Consider the following 25,495-nt stretch of genomic DNA (forward strand, 5'->3'; position numbering starts at 1 on the left):
AATGTATGGGCCGCGCTGGCGTGATCCGCCAGTCTCCCCACCTGAAAATCTCAAAACCGTCATCAGCGGTTCGCTGGCAAAACCCGGATTCGAAGTGGATATAGATCCACGGGGCCGGGCGGGAAAATGACTCCACCAGTGAAATGCGTATCAGGTTTTTAGGAGCGTTGTAATGCCTGACCTCTATCACTTCTTCCAGCAGCTGGTTAATGGTCTGACCATTGGCAGCACGTATGCCCTGATTGCCATCGGCTATACGATGGTTTACGGCATCATTGGAATGATCAACTTCGCCCACGGCGAGGTGTACATGATCGGTTCCTACGTGGCGTTCATCGCCATCGCCGGGCTGGCCATGATGGGAATCGACAACGTCCCGCTGTTAATGACCGCGGCCTTCATTGCGAGCATCGTTGTCACCAGTTCCTACGGTTACAGCATCGAACGGATCGCCTACCGCCCCCTGCGCGGCAGCAACCGTCTGATCCCGCTGATTTCCGCCATCGGTATGTCGATCTTCCTGCAGAACACGGTTCTGCTGGCGCAAGACTCCAAGGACAAATCCATCCCCAACCTGATCCCCGGAAACATTTCCTTCGGGCCAGGTGGCGCACATGAAGTGCTGATTTCCTACATGCAAATCGTGGTGTTCGTGGTGACGCTGATCGCCATGCTCGGCCTGACGCTGTTCATCTCCCGTTCTCGCCTGGGTCGCGCCTGCCGCGCCTGCGCCGAAGACATCAAGATGGCCAACCTGCTCGGCATCAACACCAACAACATCATCGCCCTGACCTTCGTCATTGGTGCTGCGCTGGCGGCCATCGCGGCCGTGCTGCTGAGCATGCAATATGGCGTGATCAACCCGAACGCCGGTTTCCTCGTCGGCCTCAAAGCCTTCACCGCGGCAGTGCTCGGCGGCATCGGCAGCATCCCCGGCGCCATGCTCGGCGGGTTGGTGCTTGGGGTGGCGGAAGCGTTTGGCGCCGATATCTTCGGCGACCAATACAAGGACGTCGTGGCTTTCGGCTTGTTGGTTCTGGTGCTGTTGTTCCGTCCGACCGGCATTCTGGGCCGTCCGGAGGTTGAGAAAGTATGACTAGGAATCTTAAACAGGCACTGTTCAGTGCCTTGCTGGTGTGGGCTGTGGCCTACCCGGTACTCGGACTGAAACTGACCATCGTCGGCATCAACCTCGAAGTGCATAACACCAGCCCGATGATTCTGGCGACCATCGCCATCTGTTCGGTGCTGATGTTCCTGCGGGTGCTGTTCAACCAGCAGATCAGCAAGGCATGGAAATCCTCGCCGGGCATGCCATTGATCCCGGCCAAGGCCAGCAACTTCCTGACCCTGCCGACCACGCAACGCTACTTCATCATTGCGCTGATCATCGGTGCACTGGTGTGGCCGTTCTTCGGTTCGCGTGGCGCGGTGGATATCGCAACGCTGATCCTGATCTACGTGATGCTCGGCCTCGGCCTGAACATCGTCGTCGGTCTGGCCGGTCTGCTCGACCTCGGTTACGTCGGCTTCTACGCCGTCGGCGCCTACAGCTACGCGCTGCTGTCGCACTACTACGGCTTGAGCTTCTGGATCTGCCTGCCGATTGCCGGCCTGATGGCGGCGACGTTCGGCTTCCTGCTGGGCTTCCCGGTGCTGCGTTTGCGCGGTGACTATCTGGCGATCGTGACCCTCGGCTTCGGTGAGATCATCCGTCTGTTCCTGCGTAACCTGACCGACATCACTGGCGGTCCGAACGGCATCAGCAACATCGAGAAACCGACGTTCTTCGGCCTGACCTTTGAACGCAAGGCTGCGGAAGGCATGCAAACCTTCCACGAGTATTTCGGCCTGCAATACAACTCGATCAACAAGGTGATCTTCCTCTACCTGGTTGCCCTGGTACTGGCGCTGGCGGCGCTGTTCGTCATCAACCGTTTGCTGCGCATGCCGATCGGCCGTGCGTGGGAAGCGCTGCGTGAAGACGAAATCGCCTGCCGTGCTTTGGGTCTGAATCCGACGATCATCAAGCTGTCGGCGTTCACCCTCGGCGCTGCATTCGCCGGTTTCGCCGGTAGCTTCTTCGCTGCCCGTCAGGGTCTGGTGACCCCGGAATCGTTCACCTTCATCGAGTCGGCAATCATCCTCGCCATTGTCGTGCTGGGTGGTATGGGCTCGCAGTTGGGTGTGATTCTGGCCGCCGTGGTAATGATCCTGTTGCCGGAAATGATGCGTGAGTTCAGCGAGTACCGCATGTTGATGTTCGGTGCCCTGATGGTGTTGATGATGATCTGGCGTCCACAAGGTCTGCTGCCGATGCAACGCCCACACATGGAGTTGCGAAAATGAGCCGCGAGATCTTAAAAGTTGAGAACCTGAGCATGCGCTTCGGCGGCTTGCTGGCGGTCAACGGCGTGGCCCTGACCGTCAAAGAGAAACAAGTGGTTGCCTTGATCGGGCCGAACGGCGCGGGCAAGACCACCGTGTTCAACTGCCTGACCGGTTTCTATCAGCCAACCGGTGGCAGCATCCTGCTCGACGGCGAGCCGATTCAAGGCCTGCCGGGCCACAAGATCGCCCTCAAAGGCGTGGTGCGTACCTTCCAGAACGTGCGCTTGTTCAAAGACATGACGGCGGTCGAGAACCTGTTGATCGCCCAGCACCGTCACCTGAACACGAACTTTCTGGCCGGCCTGTTCAAGACCCCGTCGTTCCGCAAAAGCGAGCGCGAGGCGATGGAATTTGCCGAGTACTGGCTGGAAAAGGTCAACCTGAAAGAGTTCGCCAACCGTACCGCCGGCACCTTGGCCTACGGTCAGCAACGTCGTCTGGAAATCGCCCGCTGCATGATGACCCGTCCGCGGATCCTCATGCTCGACGAACCGGCCGCCGGCCTGAACCCGAAGGAAACCGAAGACCTCAAGGCGCTGATCAGCGTGCTGCGTGAGGAGCACAACGTCACCGTGCTGTTGATCGAACACGACATGAAACTGGTCATGAGCATTTCCGACCACATCGTCGTGATCAACCAGGGCACGCCTCTGGCCGACGGCACGCCGGAACAGATCCGCGACAATCCTGAAGTGATCAAAGCCTACCTGGGGGAAGCGTAAATGCTGCAGTTCGAAAACGTTTCCACCTTCTACGGCAAGATCCAGGCCCTGCACAGCGTCAACGTCGAAGTCCGTCAGGGCGAGATCGTGACCCTGATCGGCGCCAACGGGGCCGGCAAGTCCACGCTGCTGATGACGCTGTGCGGTTCGCCGCAAGCGCACAGTGGCAGCATCCGTTACATGGGTGAGGAACTGGTCGGCCAGGACTCGTCGCAGATCATGCGCAAAAGCATCGCGGTGGTGCCGGAAGGTCGTCGGGTGTTTGCCCGTCTGACCGTTGAAGAAAACCTGTCCATGGGCGGCTTCTTCACCGACAAGGGCGACTATCAGGAACAGATGGACAAGGTTCTCGGACTTTTCCCACGCCTGAAAGAACGCTTCAACCAGCGCGGCGGCACCATGTCCGGCGGCGAACAGCAAATGCTCGCCATCGGCCGCGCGCTGATGAGCAAGCCGAAACTGCTGCTGCTCGACGAGCCGTCGCTGGGCCTGGCACCGATCATCATCCAGCAGATTTTCGACATCATCGAAATGCTGCGCAAGGACGGTGTGACGGTGTTCCTGGTCGAGCAGAACGCCAACCAGGCGCTGAAAATCGCTGATCGCGCGTACGTTCTGGAGAACGGCCGTGTGGTCATGCAAGGCACCGGTGAAGCGCTGCTGACCGACCCGAAAGTACGCGAGGCGTACCTCGGCGGTTGACGCATTTCGCCCAACAAAAAAACGGCCTTCGGGCCGTTTTTTATGTCCACCATAAACCTCGAACCCACCGAAAATCCCCCTGTGGGAGCGAGCCTGCTCGCGAAGACGGTGTGTCATTCAATATCAATGGTGTCTGACACAACGCTTTCGCGAGCAGGCTCGCTCCCACAAGGGGGACGGCGGTGCCCGGAAGAATTATAAAAAAAAAACATCCAGCCCCGCTGTAACGCATCGCCATGACCTTTCTCTAGAGGGTTAAGCAAGCGCAAAAACGCTTGTAAAAACCCTGACCGAAACTGGAGAAACACCATGACTGCTACCACCCGCACCCTGTCCGCTACCGCCCTGGTTCTGGCCCTCGGCTCTGCGCTGAGCATCGCTGCCGTTTCTACCGCCCACGCGGCCGATGACATGGAAAAATGCTTTGGCGTGGCCATGAAAGGCAAGAACGATTGCGCTGCAGGCGCCGGCACCACCTGCGCTGGCACCGCGAAAACCGACTACCAGGCCAACGCCTGGAAGCTCGTCCCTAAAGGCACCTGCGCCAAGACTGAAAGCAAAACCTCGCCGACCGGCTTCGGCCAGATGGAAGCTTTCAAAGCGAAGTCCTGATTCACGGCCTGCCTGAGTGACGATCATGTTCACACCTGACGACCATGCCCTCCCCCGCACTCAGGCAGCCCTCACCGGGCTCCCGCCCCGTGCCGGGCTGGGGCTCAAGACCGGGCACTTTCGTGAAGTGCTCGACACCCGACCGGACATCGGTTTCTTCGAAGTCCACGCCGAAAACTACATGGTGGCCGGCGGCCCGTTTCATCACTTTCTCGGTTTGATTCGCGAACAGTATCCGCTGTCGCTGCATGGCGTCGGTTTGTCCATCGGCAGCGAAGGGCCGCTGAATACTCAGCACCTGCAACGTCTGGCCGAGCTGATCGAGCGCTATCAACCACACTCCTTTTCCGAACATCTGGCCTGGTCGAGCCACGGCCCGGTGTTCCTCAATGACCTGCTGCCCCTGGCCTACGACGAGCCGACGCTGAACCGCGTCTGCGCGCACATCGATCAGGTGCAAAACACTCTTAAACGGCCAATGCTGCTGGAAAACCCGGCAACGTATCTGGCGTTTCAGCATTCAACGTACGACGAGCCTGACTTCATCCATGAAGTGATCCGTCGCAGCGGCTGTGGGCTGTTGCTCGACGTCAACAATGTCTATGTGTCGTGCGTAAATCATCACCGTGATCCATTGGCGTATCTCGATGCGCTGCCGCTGCACGCGGTTGGCGAGATTCATCTGGCCGGGTTTGCCGAAGATTCCGACAACCTGGGTGATCGCTTGCTGATTGACGATCATGGCGCGCCGATCGATCAAGCGGTTTGGGCCTTGTATTGGCAGACGCTGGATCGTATCGGGCCGATATCAACCTTGATCGAACGGGACAATCAGGTGCCCGCATTCAACACCTTGCTGGCCGAAGCGCAACAGGCAGACGAAATGCTGCTGTGCGCCGGAAGTCGGCCATGAGCACGCAAAGCGCATTCAGCGCCGCGCTGCTCGATGTACGTCTGCCCTGCCCTGCCGGTTTGTGCAGCAGTAACGGCGCCGATCCCGCCAGTCGTTTCGCGGTGTACCGCAACAATGTGCAGAACTCGTTGATCAACGCACTGGCGGACGGTTATCCGGTGGTTGCGCAACTGGTCGGCGAGGAATTTTTCCGCGCCATGGCGGCCACTTTCGTACAACAGCAGCCGCCGCAGAGTCCGTTGATGAGCCGCTATGGCGAAGCGTTTGCGGACTTTATCGACGCCTTCGAACCGGCATCGAGCGTGCCTTATCTGGCCGATGTCGCGCGCCTTGAGCATCTGCGCACGCAGGCCTATCACGCCGCCGACGCCGACCCCGTACGGCCAGAACAAATCACCGCAGCACTCGCCGCCCCGCAAGGCTTGAGCGATCTGTGCTTCACGCTTCATCCCTCCCTGCACCTCCTCCATTCGGCTTATGCCGTGGTTGCGATCTGGGCTGCACATCAGCAACAACCTTCACTTGAAGGCATCGAAATCCATCAGGCCCAGCACACGCTGATCCTGCGCAACGGACTGGAGGTTGAGGTGTTCGCCATCGATCACGGCGCCAGCGTGTTTATCCGCCATCTGATCAACGGCCAGCCATTGCTGGCAGCCGCCGAAAACAGCCCTGAATTCGATCTCAGCCAGACCCTGGCCTTGCTGATCGCGCGCAACGTCATCACCCACTTGAACAATAAGGTAACGCCATGAACAACCTGATCACTCGCGCCATTGCGCTGCTCGAGAGAATCCCCCAGAGCCTGATCGCTTTTATTGCGCGCTTCGCGATTGCGGCGGTGTTCTGGAAGTCCGGGCAGACCAAGATCGAGGGGCTGGCGATCGACCTCATCGACGGCACCTTTCAGCTTGGCTGGCCGCGTCTGGCCGATTCGACCATTCCGTTGTTCACCAGCGAATATCACGTGCCGCTGCTGTCGCCGGAGATCGCCGCGCACATGGCCGCGTTTGCCGAGCACTTCTTTCCGGTGCTGATTCTGGTTGGGTTTGCTACGCGCTTTTCGGCCATGGCGTTGCTGGGGATGACGTTGACCATTCAGCTGTTTGTATACCCGGATGCTTACCCGACTCACGGTACGTGGGCGGCGGTATTGCTGTATTTGATGGCGACCGGGCCGGGCAAGATGTCGATCGACCACCTGATCGCCCGCCGTTTCGCAAAATAAGCAGATCCCTGTGGGAGCGAGCCTGCTCGCGAAGGCAATTTCACATTCACCCGAAATGTTGACTGAACCGGCGCATTCGCGAGCAGGCTCGCTCCCACAGGGGTAAGGGTTAACGCTGGAGTCGATCCAGCGCCTCGCCGCTGCGTTTGAACCAGCCAATCAGATAGTCCGCCAGCACTTGCGTGCGCTTGGGCAACCCGCCCTGATACGGATGCACCAGGTACATCGGCATGCGCCGCGTCTGATAATCACGCAGGAGCCAGCGCAATCGGCCGTCAGCCAATTCCGCTTGCAGCAGGTACGAAGGCAATCGCGCAATACCGGCGCCGCTCAGCGCGGCTTTTTTCAGCAAGTTGTAGTGATTGCTGGCAAACGGCCCGGACACGCGTACTCGCAACAATTCGTGCTGCTGGTGATACAGCCATTCTTCGCGACCGCTGTAGTGGCTGTTGAGCAAGCAACGGTGCTCGGCCAGCGCCTGTGGCGTCGACGGTTCGCCGAATCGATCCAGATAAGCGGGACTCGCACAGGTCATTTCCTGCCAGGCCAGCAACGGCTTGGCCACCAGTCGTTCGTCATTGGCCACTTCTGAACGGATCGCCAGATCAAAGCCATCGCGGGACAGATCGCGGTAGCTGTTGTTCAGCTCCAGCTCGATCTGCACCTCGGGATACTGCTGCGAAAACTCCAGCAACAATCCATCGAAAAACGTTTCCCCCAGCGACACCGGAACCGTCATTCGTACCGGGCCGGCCATGTCGTCCTTCAATCGCGCCAATGCCTGACGGGCTTTTTCGACCTGGACTACAAGCGCCTGCGCCTGAGGCAATAACGCAGCGCCCGCCGCCGTCAGGCTCAGGCGTCGAGTGGTGCGTTGTAGCAACACCACGGAAAACTGCGCTTCGAGCTGGCTAATGCGTTTGGACAACTGCCCCTTGCTGCAGCCCAATTGCTGCGCCGCCAAGGTGAAACTGCCGGCTTCGATCAACACGGCGAACGCCGCCAGATCATCCATTTCGCTCATGGATTGTTTCCATTTGAAAACCAAAGGTTGCCTATTAGTGCGCTTATCCACAGAAAAAACCACTCTAGACTGAAACCTCGTTCACACACTTGAGGTACAGCTCGATGAAGATTCTGTTGATAGGCGCTGGCGGCACCATCGGTTCGGCCGTGGATAAAGAACTGTCGCAACGCCACGAAGTGATTCGTATCGGCCGCACCAGCGGTGATTTCCATGTGGATATCAGTGACAGCACGTCGATCCGCAAGCTGTTCGAGCAGACCGGCAAATTCGACGCACTGGTCTGCGCCGCTGGCAACGTCACCTTCGCCCCGCTGGGCGAGATGAGCGAAGACAGCTTCGCCCTCGGCCTCAAGGACAAGTTGATGGGCCAAGTGAATTTGCTGCTGATCGGCCGCGAATTCGCCAACGATGGTGCCTCGTTCACCTTCACTACTGGCGTGCTCAGCCACGATCCGATTCGCAGCGGTGCGTCGGCGGCGCTGGTCAACGGCGCGCTGGACAGCTTTGTGCGGGCAGCGGCCACTGAGTTGCCGCGTGGCCTGCGCGTTAACTCGATCAGCCCGACGGTGTTGCTGGAGGCGATGGGCAAATATGCGCCGTACTTCCGTGGCTATAAGCCGGTTCCTGCGGCGGATGTGGCGTTGGCCTACGCCAAGAGTGTTGAAGGGCTACAGACCGGGCAGACGTTTCACGTTGGGTAAGATCAAGAGATCGCAGCCTTCGGCAGCTCCTACAGGGGAGTGTCGGGGGTTGCGATGTTTTGCATTTTGTCGGCGGGCGGCGTAACTCGGTGTAGGAGTTGCCGCAGGCTGCGATCTTTTGCATTTGACTGACAGGCTGCGTAACGTGGCGACACTTGTCTGGAGAGCCGAAGATGCGTGTTGCCCGTTCGTTAGTCCTTGTTGCCCTGCTGCCGTTGTTTGCGGCGTGCCAGTTGTTCGATGGCCCGCGTGAAAGTGCCTCGCACGTCGGGCAAACGCGGATGCAGGGGCAACTGACCGCCGCTGACGGCAAACTGGTGTTCCAGCCGTGTCAGGATCAGCGCCAACTGGTGGTCAACGACATCGGCGGCACCAGCGTGCTGCAAGAAGCCGCCACCCTCGCCGACGAGCAAGGCAAGCTGTTCGCCGATGTTCGCGGCAAAGTCTCCGGCGATCGCCTCGATCTGACTCAGCTGTATCGCGTCGAGCGCTCCGGCACCGCGTGTGATGATCCGAATTTCAAACTGCTGATCCTGCGTGCCGCCGGCCATGGCCCGGAGTGGAACGTCAAGGTCAGCGGCAAAGGTATGGTCATCGACCGTGAAGGCCAGCCGCCACTCGCCGTGCCATACATTGAAGATCAATTGGGCGACGGTCGCTTCAATCTCAGCAGCGAAGCCAACAACCAGCGCATTGAATTGTGGGTCGCGCCGCAGCGCTGCATCGACAGCAACACCGGCAGCGTCCAGCACATGAGCGCCGAGCTGCGCATCGACGGCAAGGTGCAGCGCGGTTGCGGGTATTTCGGCGGATCGCGCAACGACTGAGCGTTTTAGCCTCACCGGATCCGGCCTTTGCGGCTTATAATCGCGGCCTTCAAACGCCCTGGCGCAGTTGTGCGCCCCGCGAACCCGGATCCTCGCCATGTTACGAATCACTGAACTCAAGCTGCCAATCGACCATCCCGAAGAAGACCTGCGCCCTGCCATCGTGCAGCGCCTGGGCATCGCCAGCGATGATTTGCTCGATTTCACCTTGTTCAAGCGCAGCTACGATGCGCGCAAAAAGTCCTCCGAACTGTGCTTCATCTACACCATCGACCTCGAAGTGCGCGACGAGGCCACGGTGTTGGGCAAGTTCGCCGACGACCGTAACGTCAACGTGGCGCCGGATGTCAGCTACAAATTCGTCGGCGAAGCGCCGAGCGACCTGAACCAGCGCCCGATCGTTGTCGGTTTCGGCCCGTGCGGCATCTTCGCCGGCCTGCTGCTGGCGCAAATGGGCTTCAAGCCGATCGTCCTCGAACGCGGCACCGAAGTCCGCCAGCGCACCAAAGACACTTGGGGCCTGTGGCGTAAAAGCGTACTCAATCCAGAATCCAACGTGCAGTTCGGCGAAGGCGGCGCGGGCACGTTCTCCGACGGCAAGCTGTACAGCCAGATCAAGGATCCGAAGTTCCTTGGCCGCAAAGTCCTGCACGAGTTCGTCAAGGCCGGCGCGCCGGAAGAAATTCTATACGTCAGCAAGCCGCACATCGGTACGTTCCGTCTGACCGGCATGGTTGAAAACATGCGCGAGCAGATCCGCGAACTGGGCGGCGAAGTGCGCTTCCAGGAACGCGTCACCGACGTGCTGATCGAAGACGGCCAACTGGTCGGCGTCGAACTCGCCAGCGGTGAAACCCTGCATTCGAAACACGTGGTTCTGGCCCTCGGCCACAGCGCCCGCGACACCTTCCGCATGCTGCACAGCCGTGGCGTGTTCATGGAAGCCAAACCGTTCTCGGTGGGTTTCCGTATCGAACACCCGCAATCGCTGATCGACCGTGCGCGTCTGGGCAAATACGCCGGCCACCCGAAACTCGGTGCCGCCGACTACAAACTGGTGCACCACGCCAAGAACGGCCGCTCGGTCTACAGCTTCTGCATGTGCCCGGGCGGCACCGTGGTCGCGGCGACTTCCGAGCCGAACCGCGTGGTCACCAACGGCATGAGCCAGTACTCGCGTAACGAGCGCAACGCCAACTCCGGCATCGTCGTCGGCATCACCCCGGAAGTCGATTATCCGGGCGGCCCGCTGGCGGGGATCGAGTTGCAGGAACGCCTGGAATCTCACGCCTTCATCCTTGGCGGCAGCGATTACAAGGCGCCGGCGCAACTGGTTGGCGACTTCATCAACGACATTCCTTCGACCGAACTGGGCGAAGTCGAGCCGTCGTACAAACCGGGCGTGTCGCTGGGCGATCTGTCCCTGGCATTGCCGGAATTTGCGATTGAAGCGATTCGTGAAGCCTTGCCGGCGTTCGAGAAGCAGATTCGCGGTTACTCGCTGCACGATGCGGTGTTGACCGGGATCGAGACGCGTACCTCGTCGCCGCTGCGCATTACGCGTAACGAAACGCTGCAGAGCATGAACGTGAAGGGCTTGTTCCCGGCGGGTGAAGGCGCGGGTTATGCGGGCGGGATTTTGTCGGCAGGTGTGGACGGGATTCGGATTGCCGAAGCCGTGGCACGCGACATCCTCGGCCTGACTGACTAATCAGCACTAGCTGACACTACACGAAACCCCTGTGGGAGCGGGCTTGCTCGCGAAAGCGTCGTTTCAGTCGATACATGTATCGCCTGACACACTGCCTTCGCGAGCAAGCCCGCTCCCACATTTGGTTTTCGGTGTGTCAGATGTTGGCGCGTTGCACTGAGGTCGGCAGCGGTTCACCGCGCTCGGCACTCGCCGCCACCGCCTCAATCAACCCACTCAACTCATACCCCTGCGCCGTCAGCCAACCCTGATCGTAATACGTGTCGGCATACCGCTCGCCGCCATCGCACAAAATCGCCACGATCGACCCCGACTTCCCCGCCGCCTTCATCTGCTGCGCCGCCATCAACGCGCCGATCAGATTGGTGCCACTCGATCCACCAACACGCCGGCCCAGACGCTGCGCCAGATAATGCATGGCCGCCAGCGACAAGGCGTCCGGCACTTTGACCATCGCATCGATCACCTTCGGCAGGAACGACGCTTCCACCCGTGGCCGGCCAATGCCTTCAATCCGCGAGCCGCAATCCAGACGCAAAGTCGCGTCGCCAGTCTGGTAGTAATCGAAGAACACTGAACGCTCGGCATCGGCGCACAACACGCGGGTGCAATGCTGGCGATAGCGCACGTAACGACCAAGGGTCGCGGTGGTGCCGCCGGTGCCGGGGCTGGAAATCAGCCAGCTCGGTTCCGGGTGCGTCTCGAAGCGCATCTGCTGGAAGATCGATTCAGCGATGTTGTTGTTCGCGCGCCAGTCGGTTGCGCGCTCGGCGTAGGTGAACTGGTCGATGAAGTGACCATCGTGTTCACGGGCCAGCCGCTCGGATTCGGCGTAGATCTGCGTCGGATCTTTTACCAGATGGCTTTTGCCGCCATAGAACTCGATCTGGGCGATTTTTTCTTTCGAGGTGGTCGCCGGCATCACCGCAATAAACGGCAAACCGAGCATCCGCGCGAAATACGCTTCGGAAATCGCCGTCGAACCGCTCGACGCTTCAATCACCGGCGCACCGGGTTTCAGCCAGCCGTTACACAGTGCATAGAGGAACAGCGAACGGGCCAGGCGATGTTTGAGGCTGCCGGTCGGATGGCTGGATTCATCCTTGAAGTACAGCTCGATGCCCGGAAAACCCGGCAGCGGCAAGGGGATCAGATGGGTGTCGGCGCTGCGCTGGAAGTCCGCTTCGATGATGCGGATGGCTTCGCGGGCCCACTGTCGGTTGTCGCTCATGGTCTGTGTTCTCGTTGAATCGGGCAGGAGATTGGCCTCCTGCAAAGGTTCGTACGTCAGATTAGGAGTAATCCTATATTCCGCACAGATACAGCTGAGTCTCAATATGTCAGGCAACTGCTAGGCTCACCGTGGCTTGAGCCAGACAGCCTGTAACGACATATAACAAAAAAGAATATAACTTTTGTTTTAACAACTAACAGTACGGGTTAGGGTGTTCCACCTTTTGACGATTCGATGGAGAGCGACCTTGCCTCTGCGTAGCACTTTCACGCGTTTCTTTCAGTTGGAAGCTGCCAGCGGTCTGTTATTGATCGCCGCGGCCATCCTGGCTTTGATTATCAACAACTCGCCACTGTCGTGGCTGTACACCGGCCTGCTCGACACCCCCGTGGTGGCGCAGATCGGTGCGTTGAAAATCGCTAAACCCCTGCTGCTGTGGATCAATGACGGTCTGATGGCGATGTTTTTCCTGCTCATCGGCCTGGAGGTGAAACGCGAGGTACTCGACGGTCAGCTGTCGAAGCCGTCGCAAATCGTCCTGCCCGGTGCGGCGGCGATCGGCGGCATGCTGGTGCCGGCGCTGATCTACTGGTTCCTCAACCGCGACAACCCTGCGGCCCTCAGCGGCTGGGCGATCCCGACCGCCACCGACATCGCCTTCGCCCTCGGCGTACTGGCCCTGCTCGGCAAGCGCGTACCGGTGTCGTTGAAGCTTTTCCTGATGACGTTGGCGATCATCGATGACCTCGGCGCCATCGTCATCATCGCGATCTTCTACTCCGGCGAACTGTCGACCCTGTCGCTGGGCCTCGCGGCCGCGTGCATTGCGTCGCTGGTGGCGATGAACCGACTCGGGGTCGTCAAGCTCGGGCCGTACATGATCATCGGTCTGATCCTCTGGGTCTGCGTGCTCAAAAGCGGTGTCCACGCGACGCTCGCCGGCGTGACCCTGGCCTTCTGCATCCCGCTGCGCACGAAAAACGCCGAGCCGTCGCCCCTGCTGACCCTCGAACATGCGCTACACCCGTGGGTCGCTTACGGCATCCTGCCGCTGTTCGCCTTCGCCAACGCCGGCCTGTCGCTGAGCGGCGTCACCGTCGAAAGCTTCACCCACGACGTGCCGATGGGCATTGCAGTCGGCCTGCTGCTCGGCAAAACCGTCGGCGTCTTCGGCCTCACCTGGCTGGCCGTCAAAGTCGGCATCGCCGCCCTGCCGCAAGGCGCCAACTGGGGCCAGGTCATGGGCGTGGCGATCCTCTGCGGCATCGGCTTCACCATGAGCCTGTTCGTTGGTTCGCTGGCCTTTGAACCGGGCGTGAGCGACTACGCCGGGATGGATCGAATGGGCATTCTGACCGGCTCGATTCTGGCGGCGCTGATTGGTTATGCGGTGACGGCGGCGGCGAGTCGAAAGAACACCTTACAAAACGCCTGAGATACATCTTTCTACAAAAATCAGAGCCCCTCTCTTATAGAGGGGCTTGGCTCTAAACCTTGCAAGTGTGCTATATCTTTCGTTGCCGCAGCACCTTTTCAGCAGCGACTTTCTGGAGTCATCCATGTCACGTAAAGCAGAAAAACGCCCAATGACGGACGATCAGATTTCCGTCCAGGAATCGCGGATTCCAGATATCGCTCTGAAGGCCTTCAACAACGCCTATAAGATGGCGCTCGCCAATGGCGCAGTGGTGCTCGTCGCTAAAGACGGCCAGTTGTTTGAAGTGACTGAGAAGACTTCCGTTGCACTGCGCTCAATCGGTACCTATGGAAATCTGAAAAGCGGCACTCGCCTGCACATCAACAAATCCTCAAAACAGGTCACTTCTTGAGCACACCCAGAATACGGATATTTGCGGGTCCGAACGGATCAGGAAAAAGTACTTTCAATCGACTGGTTCCCGCGCATTTGCTGGGAAACTACATAAATCCTGATGACATAGAACGGGCAATCAAAGATACCGGTTATTTTGATTTCACCTCCTACCGCATCGAGGCTCACAAGGAAGGCATTTTCGACTTCTTCCGTGAGCATGCCCTACTCAAGAAGTCCCCTCGTTCGTTAGCAAAGCTCGATACCCTTACGATTGATGGCGAACGCCTAAGCTTCTTCAATACGGAAATCGACTCCTATGTCGCATCCGCCCTCTCCGACTTCATACGTAGGTCTCTGATCAAGGAACGCATCAGTTTCACGTTCGAAACAGTCATGTCCTCCTCAGACAAAGTCAGCCTGCTCGCCGAAGCCCATCAGTCTGGCTACCGGGTTTACGTTTACTACGTCGCTACCGCTGATCCTCAGATCAACATTGCCAGGGTTGCCTATCGTGTGTCCCAAGGCGGACACAGCGTTCCTCCCGAAAAAATAGAAGCGCGATACTGGCGCTCTCTTGAGCTTTTGTCTGAAGCTATCCTGACCTCAAACCGGGCCTATATATTCGATAACTCGGATGAAGGTAGTGAAGGCTTGACGCAAATAGCAGAGATCACTGATGGCGAGCTGATTGAAATCAAATCAGACACCCAACCACCTTGGTTCAAAGAGTTCGTGCTCGACAAATTACTTTAGGTCGGTAGAACAGGCTTCTCTGTGGACTCATGGCTCTAAACCTCTTCAGATCAGTACCTCACTGACATACAGCGACTAATCCCCACCTCTTTGAAGACGCGTCCTACAGCCACAAATTTCCTGCTTCGTTAACGTTGCCCAGTCCCTTGCGAGGGGCTGTCGATGGATGAACGAAAGGACGATCAGTGGCTGGCAACAAGGACATTCCCCGGGTTTCCAACCCACCGCAAGGCGACGGGCATCACGTCACCTACCGCTACATGACGGCCAGTGAACTGGCTGACCGCGACGCCAGACAAAATGCTTACGACGCCATGCTGGCCCGGCAGGAGGCGTTCGAGCGTGGTCGGGAAGTGGCGGCGAAAAAGGACGATGTCGTTCGGGCCGGCTGCGTATTCGCCAAGTCCTGCAAATTACCGGATGCGATCATCGACTACACCAATCCTTCGGGGATGGTGCCGACTGACAGTTTGAAGGATTACGGTGAGCTGATTTTGCTGGGCGCGCGTGAGGCTGATGATAGCGGCGGCGTCCCGCTCAAGAAAATCGGTGCAACCGCCATTCCTGCCGGGTTTGGCAGTCTGGCGTTGGCGGGTTCGGTGTTTGAAGCCCTGCCCGCAGTGGTATCCAGTGCGGCCGTTGCGCCTTTGGTGGGTTTGGTCGCGCTGTTCATGCCATCGAGTCTTGACGACAGCGCGCTGTATACCGACGAGCAGTTGCGCAGACTTGAGCAGGCGCGAACTCGTGTTCGGCTGAGAATCGAACAACAGGCCGACGGCAGTCTGAAAGGTTACGGTTTCTACACCGGCAAGAATCGCGATTGGGAAATGGTTGATGTCGTGCAGTTCACCGCGCGCGGCAGCCAATTCATTGCGGATCTGGGTGAAGGCGTCGAACTGATCTGGACGCCTGCTGTGGATGGCTCCGACATTCTCGGTATTCCGGCGCTGGAGGCTGCACCGCAAGCGCCGCATATCTGGGTGTATCCACCGACGAAAGCGGCGGACGGGATTCTGGTTAATCCGATTTATCCGCCGGAGTACCGGGATTTCATTTTGGTTTTTCCGGTGGGTTCGGGGGTAAAACCGTTATACGTTGTACTGAACACAGCACGCAAAGGCTTGGCACCTGCTGGCCATAGTTACCATAAACCGCCAACTACAGAGCAAATCACCGCGTTTCCAGACTTGAAAAAAGTTAAAGACAAGAATCCAGTTCAGGGCGGAGGTGGACTTCGTAAGCGCTGGACAGATGCCAAAGGCAAGAGAATTTACGAATGGGACTCAAGGCATGGTGAGTTAGAAATGTACCAAAGCGATGGAGCTCACTTAGGAGCCTTCGATCCCTACACAGGTGAGCAACGCGAAGGGCCTAGAAAAGAAAGAAGCATTAAAAAAAGATATCTGTGAGGAAGAGATGGGACTGCAACTGAGAATGGAGTGGTATGACACAGCAACCCTACAACTTCAGGGCGAAGAGTCGTCAAAAAATCTTGGGGATGATGAATCAGTATTGAATGCCTTGGGCATTCCGGTGGAGGGCAACATCAATAATGGCAGCTTCAATGTTATCGAAAAGTGGGTTGCTACCATTCAGCCGTACTTTCAACATCAAATCACCCTGAGTACCAACGACTATCAAATTTCGTTTGACTACAGTTAATAGCGAAAACAGGCTGATTGACCGTGTGCGCTACCTTTCGATCACCGGCTTCTTTCCTGATGAAGTCCAAGATAATTCAGTGCAATTTGAGCTAGATATCGCCGGTAGCGAGATGAATGAGAAAGTCGCACAACTCATTGAATCCAAGCCTCTGAGTGAGCTGGAGCCCGGCGAGTTGTTGTTAAGCGAAGATCAAGTAGCTGCGCTGGAAACTCTTCTCAAGGTGAGTTTCCCGAGGGGCTTGGAGTTCTTCATGGGCACATGTGCTGATTAGTGACTCTCCAAACTGAAAGCATAAAAAACCCCGACCAGTCACCTGATCGGGGTTTTCTTCAACGACTCGCTTTCGCTTAGTGCGAAACGCGGCTCGTCCCGCCAACAGTCGAAATCCGTACCCGCTCGCCAACACGGAACACTTCGTTCTCCTGAACCTGCTGCACGTAGGCGCGCATGCTGCCGTCGTCTTCACGTACGGTGATTTCCACACCCTGAGTACGGGTCAAACCTTCTTCCGTGGCCGAACCAATCAAACCACCCGCCACCGCACCGATGACTGCGGCAACGATGCTGCCCTTGCCGCCGCCAATGGCGCTGCCGCCGACGCCGCCGACTGCTGCACCGGCGAGGCCGCCGATCGGGGTTTTGGTGCCTTCGATTTTGACCGGGCGCAGGGATTCGATGGTGCCCATGCGAATCGTCTGCACGCGACGCGCTTCGTCACGGGAGTAGGAGTCACCGGTCAGGCTCGATTGGCAGCCGGTAAGCAACATCGCCATCGTGGAAAAGGAAGCAACCAGCAGAACAGACTTACGCATAGCATCAACTCCAAAAGAACATATATTCATTAAACTCCGCTGCTTGACGCCTGTCACGGCGCAGCCCGGACAAATTTGCTTTCATTCAGGCGAGGTACAGACGCCTGCACGTTTCCTTCTAGAGCCCTACAGTAGCGCCAAATTACGGATCCTGCGCCACCGCCCCCAAGGATTTTCATGGATTACTTCATCATTTTCGCCACCACGCTCGCCGGGCTGTACTTCCACGGGTGGCTGTACGTGCGGATCAAACGCTGGATGGATCGCGACTTGGCGCTGTCGCTGGCCGGCAAGGATGAAGGTAAACGCGCCTACATGCTCGAGCAACTGGCGAGCGCTCGGGCGCAGAAGATCAAGCGCCGCGATCTGCCGCAGTGGCTCAATGCCGCTGCGGCAAGCTATCTCGCTCGGTAGACTGCTTAAGGTGCCAGACGTTCAACAGACCATTGGCCGGTCTGCAGACGGTAGTTGAGGCGATCGTGCAGACGGCTCGGACGGCCCTGCCAGAATTCGATGCGCTCAGGCAGCAAGCGGTAACCGCCCCAGTGTTGCGGGCAATCTGGCTGGCTGTCGGAGAAACGTTGTTCAGTCGCTTTGAGCAAGTCTTCCAGTTCACCACGGCCGTTGATCACCCGGCTTTGCGGCGACGCCCAGGCACCGAGGCGACTGCCCAGCGGACGCACTTGATAATACGCATCGGACTCTTCAGGCGTGACCTTCACGACGCGCCCTTCAATGCGCACCTGGCGCTCAAGGGTCGGCCAGAAGAACGTCATGGCGGCAAACGGATTCGCCGCCAGATGCTGGCCCTTGGCACTTTCGTAATTGGTGAAGAAGGTAAAGCCCTGCGCGTCCAGGCCCTTGAGCAGCAGAATGCGGCAATGCGGACGGCCGTCCGCATCAACCGTGGCCAGGGTCATGGCGTTGGCTTCCACCGGTGCCTGCTCGGTTTTCACCGCGTCGGCGAACCACTGGTGGAACAGCGCAAACGGCTCAGCCGGGGCTTGCGCCTCGGACAAACCATCCCGGGTGTAATCACGACGCATATCTGCCAGAGCCTGGGTCATGGCGCATTCCTTTCGTTAGCGAATCACTTTTTGGTGGTATCGGTCGCCGCGACTTTCTTGTCGGTGGTCGACGCTTTGGCTGGCGTGGTTTTCTTCGCCGGGGCCTTGGCCGGGGCTTTTTTCGCAGGCGCTTTGGCAGCGGCTTTTTTCACCGGGGCTTTTTTGGTGGCCGGTACAGCGGCTTTCTTCGCGGCCGGAGCCGGAGTTACCGGTTTGGCCACTGGCTTGACGTCTTGCGCCGCCACCATGGTGACGGGTTTCGGTGCTGGCATGTTGTACTTGCTCAGCAGGGCAACCATGGTGTTTTGCGGAGTGACCAGCATCTCGACGCGACGGTTCAGGGCGCGACCTTCAACGCTGTCGTTGGCCGCACGCGGTGCTTCGGAACCCATGCCGCGCAGCATCAGACGATCACGCTGCAAACCGCTGAGGCGGAAAATCGCCGCGATGGCTTGTGCACGCTCCTGGCTCAGCTTGACGTTGGCTGGCGCGGAACCGCTGGTGTCGCTGTGACCGAGTACCAGCACAGCGGTTTTCGGATCGGCTTCGAGGATTTTAGCCACGCGAGTGAACGGGCCTAGGGTGACTGGCAATAGCATGGCCGGGCGATCCGGGTTGAACGAACCTTCTACCGGTGCGGTAACGACCAAGACGTTTTCACGGCGCTCGAGTTGCAGGTTGCTGTCCTTGACCGCTTCGCGCAGGCGCGGCTCGTAATCGTCGAGCCAGGCCTGGGTCACTTTCGGATCTGGCATCGGCACGGCTTTAGGGGTTTGATCGTCCTTGGCGCCGAACGGCCACCACCATTTAGCGCCCGAATCGGCATCAGCCTTGGCCACGGCGACTGGTTTTTTCGCTTCAGGCGCGACTTCGGCCTTCATGTCAGCCTTGACGGCTTCGTCATCGGAACCGAACGGCCAGTACCAAGGGTTGCTGCTTTCAGACTTGGCAACCGGCGCAGTAGCGGCGGGTTTCAACGGGGCTGGAGCAGGCTCTTTGGCCGCGACTTTGTCGGAGGAACCGAACGGCCACCAAGTGCTGGTGCCTTCCGCATCGTTCTTTGGGGTCTGTGCGCAACCGGTGATCGCTACACACAGGGCCAGGGCGAGGGTCTTTTTAGATGACATTGAAAATCCACAAAATAAAGTAATGAAAAATCAGAGCACTTTCGCCCGGATAAACTGTCGCTTTGAATCGAAAAATTGCACGAGGTTCCGATGCAGAGACCTCGGGTGTTGCTTTATAGACAAGTGGCAAGCACCCGCGCGAGCTTCTGCGCGCGCGGATCCATCAAAACGTAAGGCCCAAGGGTATTTGTCACAAAACCAAACGCGACATCGTGCTCAGGGTCAGCAAAACCGATCGATCCGCCCGCGCCCGGATGGCCGAACGCCCGTGGGCCGAGGCCGTAGGTGGCGTTAGGCACATCGGGTTGGTCGAGCATGCAGCCCAGACCAAAACGGGTGCGGGTCAGCAGGGTTTTATCTTCGCCGAGGCTGTGTTCGCGGGTCAGCTCTTCGAGCATGTCGCTTTCCAGCAGGCTGCCGTCGAGCAACCCGGCATAGAAGCCGGCGAGGCTGCGCGCATTGCCGTGACCATTGGCCGCCGGTTGCTGCATGCGTCGCCATTCCGGTTTGTTGGTGCTGGTGAGCACCGACGGCGGATTGGTAAAGGCGCGGGTGCTCATGGCGGTCGGTTCACGCATAGTCACTTGCAGCAGACGTTGCGCGGCGGCATCGCCGGGATTGCCTTTGCCGCGCGCAATATGCGCCACGCGATGGAATTCTTCGTCAGCCAGACCCACGTGGAAATCCAGCCCCAACGGCTTGGCCACGCGGGCGACAATCGATTCGCCCGGGCCGCGACCGTCGGCACGTCGCAGCAATTCGCCGATCAGCCAGCCATAAGTGATTGCCGCGTAACCGTGGCCAGTGCCCGGCGTCCACCATGGCGTTTCCGCCGCGAGGGCGTCGACCATGGTTTGCCAGTCGTACAGGGCTTCCGGCGCGAGCAATTCTCGCAGTGCCGGCAGACCGGCCTGGTGGCAAAGCAATTGGCGCAGGGTGATGGATTCTTTGCCGGCGGCGGCAAATTCCGGCCAGTAGCGGGCGACCGGCACATCGAGTTGCAACTTGCCTTCGGCGACCAGTTGCAGCGCGGTGACGGCAGTGAAGGTTTTGGTGCAGGAGAACAGGTTGGCGATGGTGTCGCTGTGCCAGGCTTCGGCGCCGTCCTTGTCGGCGGTACCTGACCAGAGGTCGAGGACGGTTTCTCCACCGACCTGAATGCACAGGGCTGCGCCGCGTTCCTGGGGATCGTCGAACAGTGCGGCGAAAGCATCGCGCACCGCTTCGAATTGAAGCTCGTAATGTCCCTGAATCTGCACCCGCAACTCCCCCGCGAAAACGCTCTACAAAGTGGCCCGCATTGTTCCAGCCCTTGAGGGATTTGGGAACAGCTGCGGGCTAGACGGTTAAAAAGCCAAATCAAAAGATCGCAGCCTGCGGCAGCTCCTACATGGGATTGCGTTCCTTTGTAGGAGCTGCCGCAGGCTGCGATCTTTTAGCGTTTCAAACCTTAATGACCATTCCCCGAATGCCCACCCGCATGCCCTGCCCCCGCGCCTTTGCCGGCCTCGCCTTTGCGGCCGCCTTCCGCTTCATGCACCGGCGCTTTCTGCGCCTGCTGACCCAACTGATCCATCGCCTGCAAATTGCTCTTGCGCACGGTTTCGACAAAGCCCTGATACGGCAGATCCGTCACGCCCACCAGACCAAAGTGACCATTCTCGCCATCGAGCAGACGCCCCGTCACCGGTTGATCCAGATACTGGAACCAGTGCACGCCGACGATCGACGGTTCACTCAGCGCCTGTTTGAGGAAATTGGCATATGCCGGCCCGCGATCTTCTTCCTTGCTCAGTTGCGTCACGCCACCCCAGAACGGGCCACGATCGGCCGAGCCAAAGTTGAATTCGGTGATCAGCACCGGTTTGTCCAACGCCCCCAGCGCAGCAAAGTCATAGCCATCCTGCGGCTTGAGCGTGTACATGTTGAAGCTCAGCACATCGCAATACTGCGCGCAGGACGCCACGGCTTCCGGCGTGCTGGTGGCGAAGCGACCGCCCAACAGCATCTGGTTGGGCGCGTGCCATTTCAGCGAATCGGAGATGGTCTTGAAGTAGGTGTCGGCGAAGACTTTCTGGAAATATTTGAAGTCGGCCTCGATTTCCGGGTGCTCGGGGTTCGGCAGCGGCGGCACGAACCCCGGGTCTTCCATCAATTCCCACGCCGGCAGATCAATGCCCCACGCCTTCGACAGGCCCGCCTGATTGCGATACTTGTCGCGCAATTGCTTGAGAAACGCACGTTTGGCCGGCACGTCGGTGGTCATTTTCAACGTACCGTAGGCCAGCGCGTAACGGGATTTCGCATCGTCGCCCGGGCCGGCCCAGGCCAGTTCGTTGTCGGCGTAATAGCCGATCAACCATGGATCGTCGCGGTGATCGCGAGCAGCGATGGCCACGGCACGCTCGGTGGCCATGGCGAAACGCGGGTCGAACGGATCGGGCATGCCGCCCCACCAGTCGCTGCCGGTGCTGATGCTGGTGTAATCGCCGACGATCGACAGCGGCAAGGTGTACGGCACGCGCTCGGCGTCACTCAGCGAATCGGCACTCCAGTTGCCGACCGTGTTGAAGCCCCAGGCTTGCAGGCGATCGAGCGTGTGGTTGGCCCACTGTTGCTCATCAATAGTTGCTTTGCACGGCGCGGCAGCCTTTTCCGTGGCCACTTGCACGGTTTCAGTCTTGGCCGCTTCGGCGACGCCTGACTTCGGCTCTGCCGGTACAGCGGCAGGTTCTGCGGCTTTGGCGGCGGCGGTTTCAGTGGCTTCAGCCTTCGCCGCTTCAGCGACCCCGGATTTGCCTTCGCTGTCCGCTTTGCACGGTTCGCCGTACACACGCTGCAAGTTGGCGCCGTAGAAATCGTACCAGCGGCCGTTGGCGTAGCCTCGACCTTGATCAACACCATTGCCGCCACGGTTGTCGCCTTCACCAAAGTGACTGGCCAACGGCTCATCCGGTTTCGGCAAGGATTCGAACATGAACTCGCGACCTGTCACGTACGTCTGGCTGACGTCGGGGCTGACGGTATTGACGCCGAGGGAGTAGAACGGATGCCCCTCAGGCGTGACCAGATACCAGCGGCCGTCACGTTTTTCGGTGCGGAAGAAGCCGCTGGCCTTGAACGCCGGGCCTTTGTTCCAGCCACCAAACTTGTCCAGCGAGGACTTCTCGCGCTCGGCCAGCCAGGTTTTCAGCTGTTGCTGTTCCTTGGCGGCGGCGGATTTCAGTTGTTCGTCGCTGGCGATTTTTTCCGGCCATTTGCTGCGCGTCGATTGCCCGTAAGCGTCGACCAGATTGCCGTACACCGCTTGGCTGACCGACTCGCCGTCCTGCACGCCGAAACGCTCAAGCAGCAAGCTCTGCGCGACTTTCGGCTGATCCATCGACAGGCTCACCGATACCACTTGGCTGCGATCAATCTCACCGCTGCTCGCGGCCAGCAAAATACGCTGACCGTCGACGGTCATCGGCATCGGCGGCCCGGCTTTCATGCCCTGGCTCAGCGGCGTCGACGCCACCAGCGGCACCAGCAAGGTCTGCGCAGGGCCGGCCGGCAGGTCGACGCGGCTGACCAGTGTGCGGCCGTCATTGCTCTGGATTTGCACATAGACCGTCACGGCCCAGTTCATCGCGCTCTGCAGACGCAGGCTCATCATGCCCGACTGCGACCAGTCCCAGGCACCGGTCTGCGGGGTCAGACGCAGGGTCGGACGGGCCACCGGGTTGAACGTCACCCGGCGCAGCACTTCGCCTTCTGCGGTCTGCTCGGCATTGGCTTGAGGCAGATCGGCGTTTTCAGTGGTGACTTTGACCACATCCGCCGGGCGGACAAAGTTGAACAGGGTCTGCTGACCGGCAGGCGCTGCCATCAAAGGCGCAGCGAAGATCAAGGCGAAAACGGCAGGCAGCGAACGGCGGATCATAAGAACGGAGTTCTCCCTAACGACCAATAATGGCCAATGGAAAAGCGATGGCAGAGAGATAGACAACACGGCGGGCAAAACTGCCCACCGATGTCTCAGGATATTTCACGACGGAAGGGCGGCAACGCATTGAGGATCGCCTTGCCGTAGCGCTGGGTGACCAGGCGCCGATCCAGCAAGGTGATGGTGCCGCGATCTTCTTCGGTACGCAGCAGACGACCGCAGGCCTGAACCAGTTTCAGCGAGGCGTCGGGCACCGAGATTTCCATGAACGGATTGCCGCCACGGGCTTCGATCCATTCCGACAGCGCCGCTTCGACCGGATCGTCCGGCACCGAGAACGGAATCTTGGCGATGACCACGTGCTCGCAGTAGGCACCCGGCAAGTCGACGCCTTCGGCAAAACTGGCGAGACCGAACAGCACGCTGGAATCACCGCCATCGACGCGCGCCTTGTGCTTGTTCAGGGTTTCCTGTTTCGACAGGTTGCCTTGAATGAACACTTGCTTGCGCCAGTCGCGGTCGAGGCCGTCGAATACGTCCTGCATCTGTTTGCGCGAAGAGAACAGCACCAGCGTGCCGCGCGAGCCTTCGACCAGATCCGGCAGATCACGAATGATCGCGGCGGTGTGCGCGGGAGCATCGCGCGGATCGGCTTTCAGATCCGGCACTCGCAGCACGCCGGCATCAGCGTGATGGAACGGGCTCGGCACCACGGCGGTGACGGCTTTTTTCGGCAGACCGGCACGCATGCGGAAGCGGTCGAAGGTGCCCAGTGCGGTCAGGGTTGCCGACGTTACCAAGCAACCGTAGGCGACGTTCCACAGGCTGCGGCGCAAGGTTTCAGCGGCCAGAATCGGGCTGGCGTTGACCTCGATGTCGAACAGCGAACCGCTTTCGGCCAGGGTAAGCCAACGCGCCATCGGCGGGCTGTCTTCCGGGTCTTCGGCGGTGAAGGCTGTCCACAACTCCCAGTTGCCGGAGGCACGGGACAGCAGGCTGCCGAACAGCGGATACCACTCTTCCGCCTGATTGCTGGCGATGCCGATGTTGACCTCACCGTCCATGCCTTCCTTGAGCAGGTCGGTCAGACGGGTGAACAGATCGTTGAGACGCGAGAAGCCTTTCTTCAGCTCGATGCCCATTTCGCGCATGTGCTCGGGAATCACCCCGGCGACGAACCGATGACGCGGGCGCTCACGGCCCTCGACGTCTTCGCCGGGTTTGAAATCGGCGACCTGTTCGCAGGCGCTGAACATGAACTGCTGCTGCGCCTTGATCTCCCGTGCCAGCTCCGGCACTTGCTCGATCAACTTGCCGAGATCGCCCGGCAGCGGATGCTGGGCGAGCAGTTTGGTGAGGTTCTTGGCGGTGGTTTCCAGCCAGTCGGCGGTGGAACGCAGACGCGTGTAGTGGGCGAAGTGGCCGATGGCCTTGTCCGGCAGGTGGTGACCTTCGTCGAACACGTAAATGGTGTCACGCGGATCGGGAAGCACCGCGCCGCCGCCCAAGGCCAAGTCAGCCAGCACCATGTCGTGGTTGGTGACGATCACGTCGACCTTGCCCATGCCTTCGCGGGCCTTGTAGAAGGCGCACTGGCCGAAGTTCGGGCAATGACGGTTGGTGCACTGACTGTGATCGGTGGTCAGACGCGCCCAATCGGCGTCTTCCAGCGCATTCGGCCAGCTGTCGCGGTCGCCGTCCCATTTATTGCCGGCGAGTTTCTCGATCATACTGGTGAACAGCTTCTGACTGGCCTCGTCGACCTCGATCTTGAAGCCTTCTTCTTCGAACAGCTGGGCAGTGGCGGTTTGCGCGTGGCCTTCCTGCAAGAGCATGTCGAGTTTGGACAGGCACATGTAGCGGCCACGGCCCTTGGCCAGGGCGAAAGTGAAATTCAGCCCGCTGTTGCGCATCAGGTCGGGCAAATCCTTGTAGACGATCTGCTCTTGCAGCGCGACGGTCGCCGTGGCGATGACCAGACGCTTGCCGGCGGCTTTCGCGGTGGGGATCGCCGCCATGCTGTAAGCCACGGTCTTGCCGGTACCGGTGCCGGCTTCCACCGCAACAATTGCGGGGTCGCCACTGCGCCGGCCTTCGTCGTCGGTGTCGATATCCCCGAGGACTTTGGCGATTTCAGCGATCATCAGGCGCTGGCCGTAACGCGGCTTGAGGCTCTTGGCTTCAAGAAAACGCGAGTAGGCGCCCTGGATCGTGGTTTTGAGTTCAGTGCTGATCATTGAGTGTCGGGCGCAAAAAACGCTGGAT

Annotated in this window: 26 protein-coding genes; 18 read left to right on the forward strand and 8 right to left on the reverse strand. The window is 59.3% G+C overall.

From position 1 onward, the window contains the following. The first annotated feature begins 172 nt into the window (after positions 1-172). The 8 genes from livH (at position 173) to ACP3TY_RS18890 (ending at position 6,568) form a co-directional block, all read left to right on the forward strand. Positions 173-1,096: a high-affinity branched-chain amino acid ABC transporter permease LivH gene (livH, locus tag ACP3TY_RS18855; RefSeq protein WP_008082254.1), complete on the forward strand. Its 924-nt coding sequence runs from the start codon at positions 173-175 to the stop codon at positions 1,094-1,096. Continuing rightward, the gene (locus ACP3TY_RS18860) at positions 1,093-2,349 is read left to right on the forward strand and encodes a high-affinity branched-chain amino acid ABC transporter permease LivM (protein WP_008082257.1); all 1,257 of its coding nucleotides are present in this window, start codon (positions 1,093-1,095) and stop codon (positions 2,347-2,349) included. Before livH ends, ACP3TY_RS18860 begins: the two co-directional genes overlap by 4 nt. Next, entirely contained in the window at positions 2,346-3,113 is a 768-nt protein-coding gene (livG, locus tag ACP3TY_RS18865) for a high-affinity branched-chain amino acid ABC transporter ATP-binding protein LivG (protein ID WP_034154995.1), read from the forward strand. The genes ACP3TY_RS18860 and livG overlap by 4 nt, the downstream gene beginning before the upstream one ends. Further along, positions 3,114-3,815, forward strand: a complete 702-nt coding sequence (locus tag ACP3TY_RS18870) for an ABC transporter ATP-binding protein (RefSeq protein WP_008082262.1) — start codon at positions 3,114-3,116, stop codon at positions 3,813-3,815. Between the two features lie 309 nt (positions 3,816-4,124). Then, positions 4,125-4,427, forward strand: a complete 303-nt coding sequence (locus ACP3TY_RS18875; protein WP_053117837.1) for a BufA1 family periplasmic bufferin-type metallophore — start codon at positions 4,125-4,127, stop codon at positions 4,425-4,427. 25 nt (positions 4,428-4,452) lie between these two features. Further along, a complete protein-coding gene (locus ACP3TY_RS18880) occupies positions 4,453-5,340 on the forward strand; it encodes a DUF692 domain-containing protein (RefSeq protein ID WP_426618197.1) in 888 nt (295 codons plus the stop codon). Beyond that, positions 5,337-6,095: a DNA-binding domain-containing protein gene (locus tag ACP3TY_RS18885; RefSeq protein WP_426618198.1), complete on the forward strand. Its 759-nt coding sequence runs from the start codon at positions 5,337-5,339 to the stop codon at positions 6,093-6,095. The genes ACP3TY_RS18880 and ACP3TY_RS18885 overlap by 4 nt, the downstream gene beginning before the upstream one ends. Next, entirely contained in the window at positions 6,092-6,568 is a 477-nt protein-coding gene (locus ACP3TY_RS18890; RefSeq protein WP_426618199.1) for a DoxX family protein, read from the forward strand. The genes ACP3TY_RS18885 and ACP3TY_RS18890 overlap by 4 nt, the downstream gene beginning before the upstream one ends. 109 nt (positions 6,569-6,677) lie before the next feature. Here ACP3TY_RS18890 and ACP3TY_RS18895 read toward each other — a convergent pair whose 3' ends face one another. Further along, positions 6,678-7,592: a LysR family transcriptional regulator gene (locus ACP3TY_RS18895; RefSeq protein ID WP_426618200.1), complete on the reverse strand. Its 915-nt coding sequence runs from the start codon at positions 7,590-7,592 to the stop codon at positions 6,678-6,680. 104 nt (positions 7,593-7,696) lie between these two features. On the opposite strand from ACP3TY_RS18895, the gene ACP3TY_RS18900 reads away from it, so the two are divergent. The 3 genes from ACP3TY_RS18900 (at position 7,697) to ACP3TY_RS18910 (ending at position 10,834) form a co-directional block, all read left to right on the forward strand. Continuing rightward, the gene (locus ACP3TY_RS18900; RefSeq protein ID WP_053117827.1) at positions 7,697-8,296 is read left to right on the forward strand and encodes a short chain dehydrogenase; all 600 of its coding nucleotides are present in this window, start codon (positions 7,697-7,699) and stop codon (positions 8,294-8,296) included. A 173-nt stretch (positions 8,297-8,469) separates the two neighbouring features. Beyond that, complete coding sequence (locus ACP3TY_RS18905) at positions 8,470-9,123, forward strand: COG3650 family protein (RefSeq protein ID WP_159815827.1); 654 nt, start codon at positions 8,470-8,472, stop codon at positions 9,121-9,123. Positions 9,124-9,220: 97 nt separating this feature from the next. After that, positions 9,221-10,834, forward strand: coding sequence for an NAD(P)/FAD-dependent oxidoreductase (locus tag ACP3TY_RS18910; RefSeq protein ID WP_426618201.1), 1,614 nt, complete (start codon positions 9,221-9,223; stop codon positions 10,832-10,834). A gap of 136 nt (positions 10,835-10,970) precedes the next feature. On the opposite strand, the gene ACP3TY_RS18915 is transcribed toward ACP3TY_RS18910, so the two are convergent. Then, positions 10,971-12,065 carry a PLP-dependent cysteine synthase family protein gene (locus ACP3TY_RS18915; protein ID WP_426618202.1) on the reverse strand — a complete coding sequence of 365 codons (1,095 nt, stop codon included), beginning with the start codon at positions 12,063-12,065 and terminating at the stop codon, positions 10,971-10,973. A 250-nt stretch (positions 12,066-12,315) separates the two neighbouring features. Here ACP3TY_RS18915 and nhaA point away from each other — a divergent pair, with 250 nt between their 5' ends. The 6 genes from nhaA (at position 12,316) to ACP3TY_RS18945 (ending at position 16,570) form a co-directional block, all read left to right on the forward strand. Beyond that, positions 12,316-13,503 carry a Na+/H+ antiporter NhaA gene (nhaA, locus tag ACP3TY_RS18920; RefSeq protein WP_159815724.1) on the forward strand — a complete coding sequence of 396 codons (1,188 nt, stop codon included), beginning with the start codon at positions 12,316-12,318 and terminating at the stop codon, positions 13,501-13,503. 124 nt (positions 13,504-13,627) lie between these two features. Further along, positions 13,628-13,897, forward strand: coding sequence for a hypothetical protein (locus ACP3TY_RS18925; protein WP_159815725.1), 270 nt, complete (start codon positions 13,628-13,630; stop codon positions 13,895-13,897). Beyond that, complete coding sequence (locus tag ACP3TY_RS18930; protein WP_282354755.1) at positions 13,894-14,634, forward strand: zeta toxin family protein; 741 nt, start codon at positions 13,894-13,896, stop codon at positions 14,632-14,634. The genes ACP3TY_RS18925 and ACP3TY_RS18930 overlap by 4 nt, the downstream gene beginning before the upstream one ends. 185 nt (positions 14,635-14,819) lie before the next feature. Next, on the forward strand, positions 14,820-16,043 hold the full coding sequence (locus ACP3TY_RS18935) for a colicin E3/pyocin S6 family cytotoxin (protein ID WP_426618203.1): 1,224 nt from the start codon (positions 14,820-14,822) through the stop codon (positions 16,041-16,043). 7 nt (positions 16,044-16,050) lie between these two features. After that, a complete protein-coding gene (locus ACP3TY_RS18940) occupies positions 16,051-16,296 on the forward strand; it encodes a colicin E3-like toxin immunity protein (RefSeq protein ID WP_159815728.1) in 246 nt (81 codons plus the stop codon). Between the two features lie 25 nt (positions 16,297-16,321). Next, the gene (locus tag ACP3TY_RS18945) at positions 16,322-16,570 is read left to right on the forward strand and encodes a pyocin S6 family toxin immunity protein (RefSeq protein WP_426620498.1); all 249 of its coding nucleotides are present in this window, start codon (positions 16,322-16,324) and stop codon (positions 16,568-16,570) included. A gap of 76 nt (positions 16,571-16,646) precedes the next feature. Here ACP3TY_RS18945 and ACP3TY_RS18950 read toward each other — a convergent pair whose 3' ends face one another. Continuing rightward, positions 16,647-17,111: a glycine zipper 2TM domain-containing protein gene (locus tag ACP3TY_RS18950; protein ID WP_007918566.1), complete on the reverse strand. Its 465-nt coding sequence runs from the start codon at positions 17,109-17,111 to the stop codon at positions 16,647-16,649. 177 nt (positions 17,112-17,288) lie between these two features. Here ACP3TY_RS18950 and ACP3TY_RS18955 point away from each other — a divergent pair, with 177 nt between their 5' ends. Further along, positions 17,289-17,525, forward strand: coding sequence for a hypothetical protein (locus ACP3TY_RS18955; protein ID WP_426618204.1), 237 nt, complete (start codon positions 17,289-17,291; stop codon positions 17,523-17,525). 5 nt (positions 17,526-17,530) lie between these two features. Here the strand turns inward: ACP3TY_RS18955 and pdxH are convergent, their stop codons facing one another. From pdxH to dinG, 5 genes are all read right to left on the reverse strand, one after another. Further along, the gene (pdxH, locus tag ACP3TY_RS18960; protein ID WP_426618205.1) at positions 17,531-18,178 is read right to left on the reverse strand and encodes a pyridoxamine 5'-phosphate oxidase; all 648 of its coding nucleotides are present in this window, start codon (positions 18,176-18,178) and stop codon (positions 17,531-17,533) included. 23 nt (positions 18,179-18,201) lie between these two features. Further along, complete coding sequence (locus ACP3TY_RS18965; protein ID WP_426618206.1) at positions 18,202-19,305, reverse strand: OmpA family protein; 1,104 nt, start codon at positions 19,303-19,305, stop codon at positions 18,202-18,204. Positions 19,306-19,418: 113 nt separating this feature from the next. After that, on the reverse strand, positions 19,419-20,564 hold the full coding sequence (locus ACP3TY_RS18970) for a serine hydrolase domain-containing protein (RefSeq protein ID WP_426618207.1): 1,146 nt from the start codon (positions 20,562-20,564) through the stop codon (positions 19,419-19,421). A gap of 191 nt (positions 20,565-20,755) precedes the next feature. After that, positions 20,756-23,227 carry a beta-galactosidase gene (locus tag ACP3TY_RS18975; RefSeq protein WP_426618208.1) on the reverse strand — a complete coding sequence of 824 codons (2,472 nt, stop codon included), beginning with the start codon at positions 23,225-23,227 and terminating at the stop codon, positions 20,756-20,758. Positions 23,228-23,322: 95 nt separating this feature from the next. Then, positions 23,323-25,467 (reverse strand): ATP-dependent DNA helicase DinG, encoded by a 2,145-nt coding sequence (gene dinG, locus ACP3TY_RS18980; protein WP_008085357.1) that lies wholly within the window; start codon positions 25,465-25,467, stop codon positions 23,323-23,325. Between the last annotated feature and the right edge of the window lie 28 nt (positions 25,468-25,495).

The organism is Pseudomonas rustica, assembly GCF_049959085.1.
GTDB classification, from domain to species: domain Bacteria; phylum Pseudomonadota; class Gammaproteobacteria; order Pseudomonadales; family Pseudomonadaceae; genus Aquipseudomonas; species Aquipseudomonas rustica.

Coding starts and splice junctions, on each gene's coding strand:
- livH (WP_008082254.1), top strand. CDS start 173: ATGCCTGACCTCTATCACTTCTTCCAGCAGCTGGTTAATGGTCTGACC.
- ACP3TY_RS18860 (WP_008082257.1), top strand. CDS start 1,093: ATGACTAGGAATCTTAAACAGGCACTGTTCAGTGCCTTGCTGGTGTGG.
- livG (WP_034154995.1), top strand. CDS start 2,346: ATGAGCCGCGAGATCTTAAAAGTTGAGAACCTGAGCATGCGCTTCGGC.
- ACP3TY_RS18870 (WP_008082262.1), top strand. CDS start 3,114: ATGCTGCAGTTCGAAAACGTTTCCACCTTCTACGGCAAGATCCAGGCC.
- ACP3TY_RS18875 (WP_053117837.1), top strand. CDS start 4,125: ATGACTGCTACCACCCGCACCCTGTCCGCTACCGCCCTGGTTCTGGCC.
- ACP3TY_RS18880 (WP_426618197.1), top strand. CDS start 4,453: ATGTTCACACCTGACGACCATGCCCTCCCCCGCACTCAGGCAGCCCTC.
- ACP3TY_RS18885 (WP_426618198.1), top strand. CDS start 5,337: ATGAGCACGCAAAGCGCATTCAGCGCCGCGCTGCTCGATGTACGTCTG.
- ACP3TY_RS18890 (WP_426618199.1), top strand. CDS start 6,092: ATGAACAACCTGATCACTCGCGCCATTGCGCTGCTCGAGAGAATCCCC.
- ACP3TY_RS18895 (WP_426618200.1), bottom strand. CDS start 7,592: ATGAGCGAAATGGATGATCTGGCGGCGTTCGCCGTGTTGATCGAAGCC.
- ACP3TY_RS18900 (WP_053117827.1), top strand. CDS start 7,697: ATGAAGATTCTGTTGATAGGCGCTGGCGGCACCATCGGTTCGGCCGTG.
- ACP3TY_RS18905 (WP_159815827.1), top strand. CDS start 8,470: ATGCGTGTTGCCCGTTCGTTAGTCCTTGTTGCCCTGCTGCCGTTGTTT.
- ACP3TY_RS18910 (WP_426618201.1), top strand. CDS start 9,221: ATGTTACGAATCACTGAACTCAAGCTGCCAATCGACCATCCCGAAGAA.
- ACP3TY_RS18915 (WP_426618202.1), bottom strand. CDS start 12,065: ATGAGCGACAACCGACAGTGGGCCCGCGAAGCCATCCGCATCATCGAA.
- ACP3TY_RS18925 (WP_159815725.1), top strand. CDS start 13,628: ATGTCACGTAAAGCAGAAAAACGCCCAATGACGGACGATCAGATTTCC.
- ACP3TY_RS18940 (WP_159815728.1), top strand. CDS start 16,051: ATGGGACTGCAACTGAGAATGGAGTGGTATGACACAGCAACCCTACAA.
- ACP3TY_RS18950 (WP_007918566.1), bottom strand. CDS start 17,111: ATGCGTAAGTCTGTTCTGCTGGTTGCTTCCTTTTCCACGATGGCGATG.
- ACP3TY_RS18955 (WP_426618204.1), top strand. CDS start 17,289: ATGGATTACTTCATCATTTTCGCCACCACGCTCGCCGGGCTGTACTTC.
- pdxH (WP_426618205.1), bottom strand. CDS start 18,178: ATGACCCAGGCTCTGGCAGATATGCGTCGTGATTACACCCGGGATGGT.
- ACP3TY_RS18965 (WP_426618206.1), bottom strand. CDS start 19,305: ATGTCATCTAAAAAGACCCTCGCCCTGGCCCTGTGTGTAGCGATCACC.
- ACP3TY_RS18975 (WP_426618208.1), bottom strand. CDS start 23,227: ATGATCCGCCGTTCGCTGCCTGCCGTTTTCGCCTTGATCTTCGCTGCG.
- dinG (WP_008085357.1), bottom strand. CDS start 25,467: ATGATCAGCACTGAACTCAAAACCACGATCCAGGGCGCCTACTCGCGT.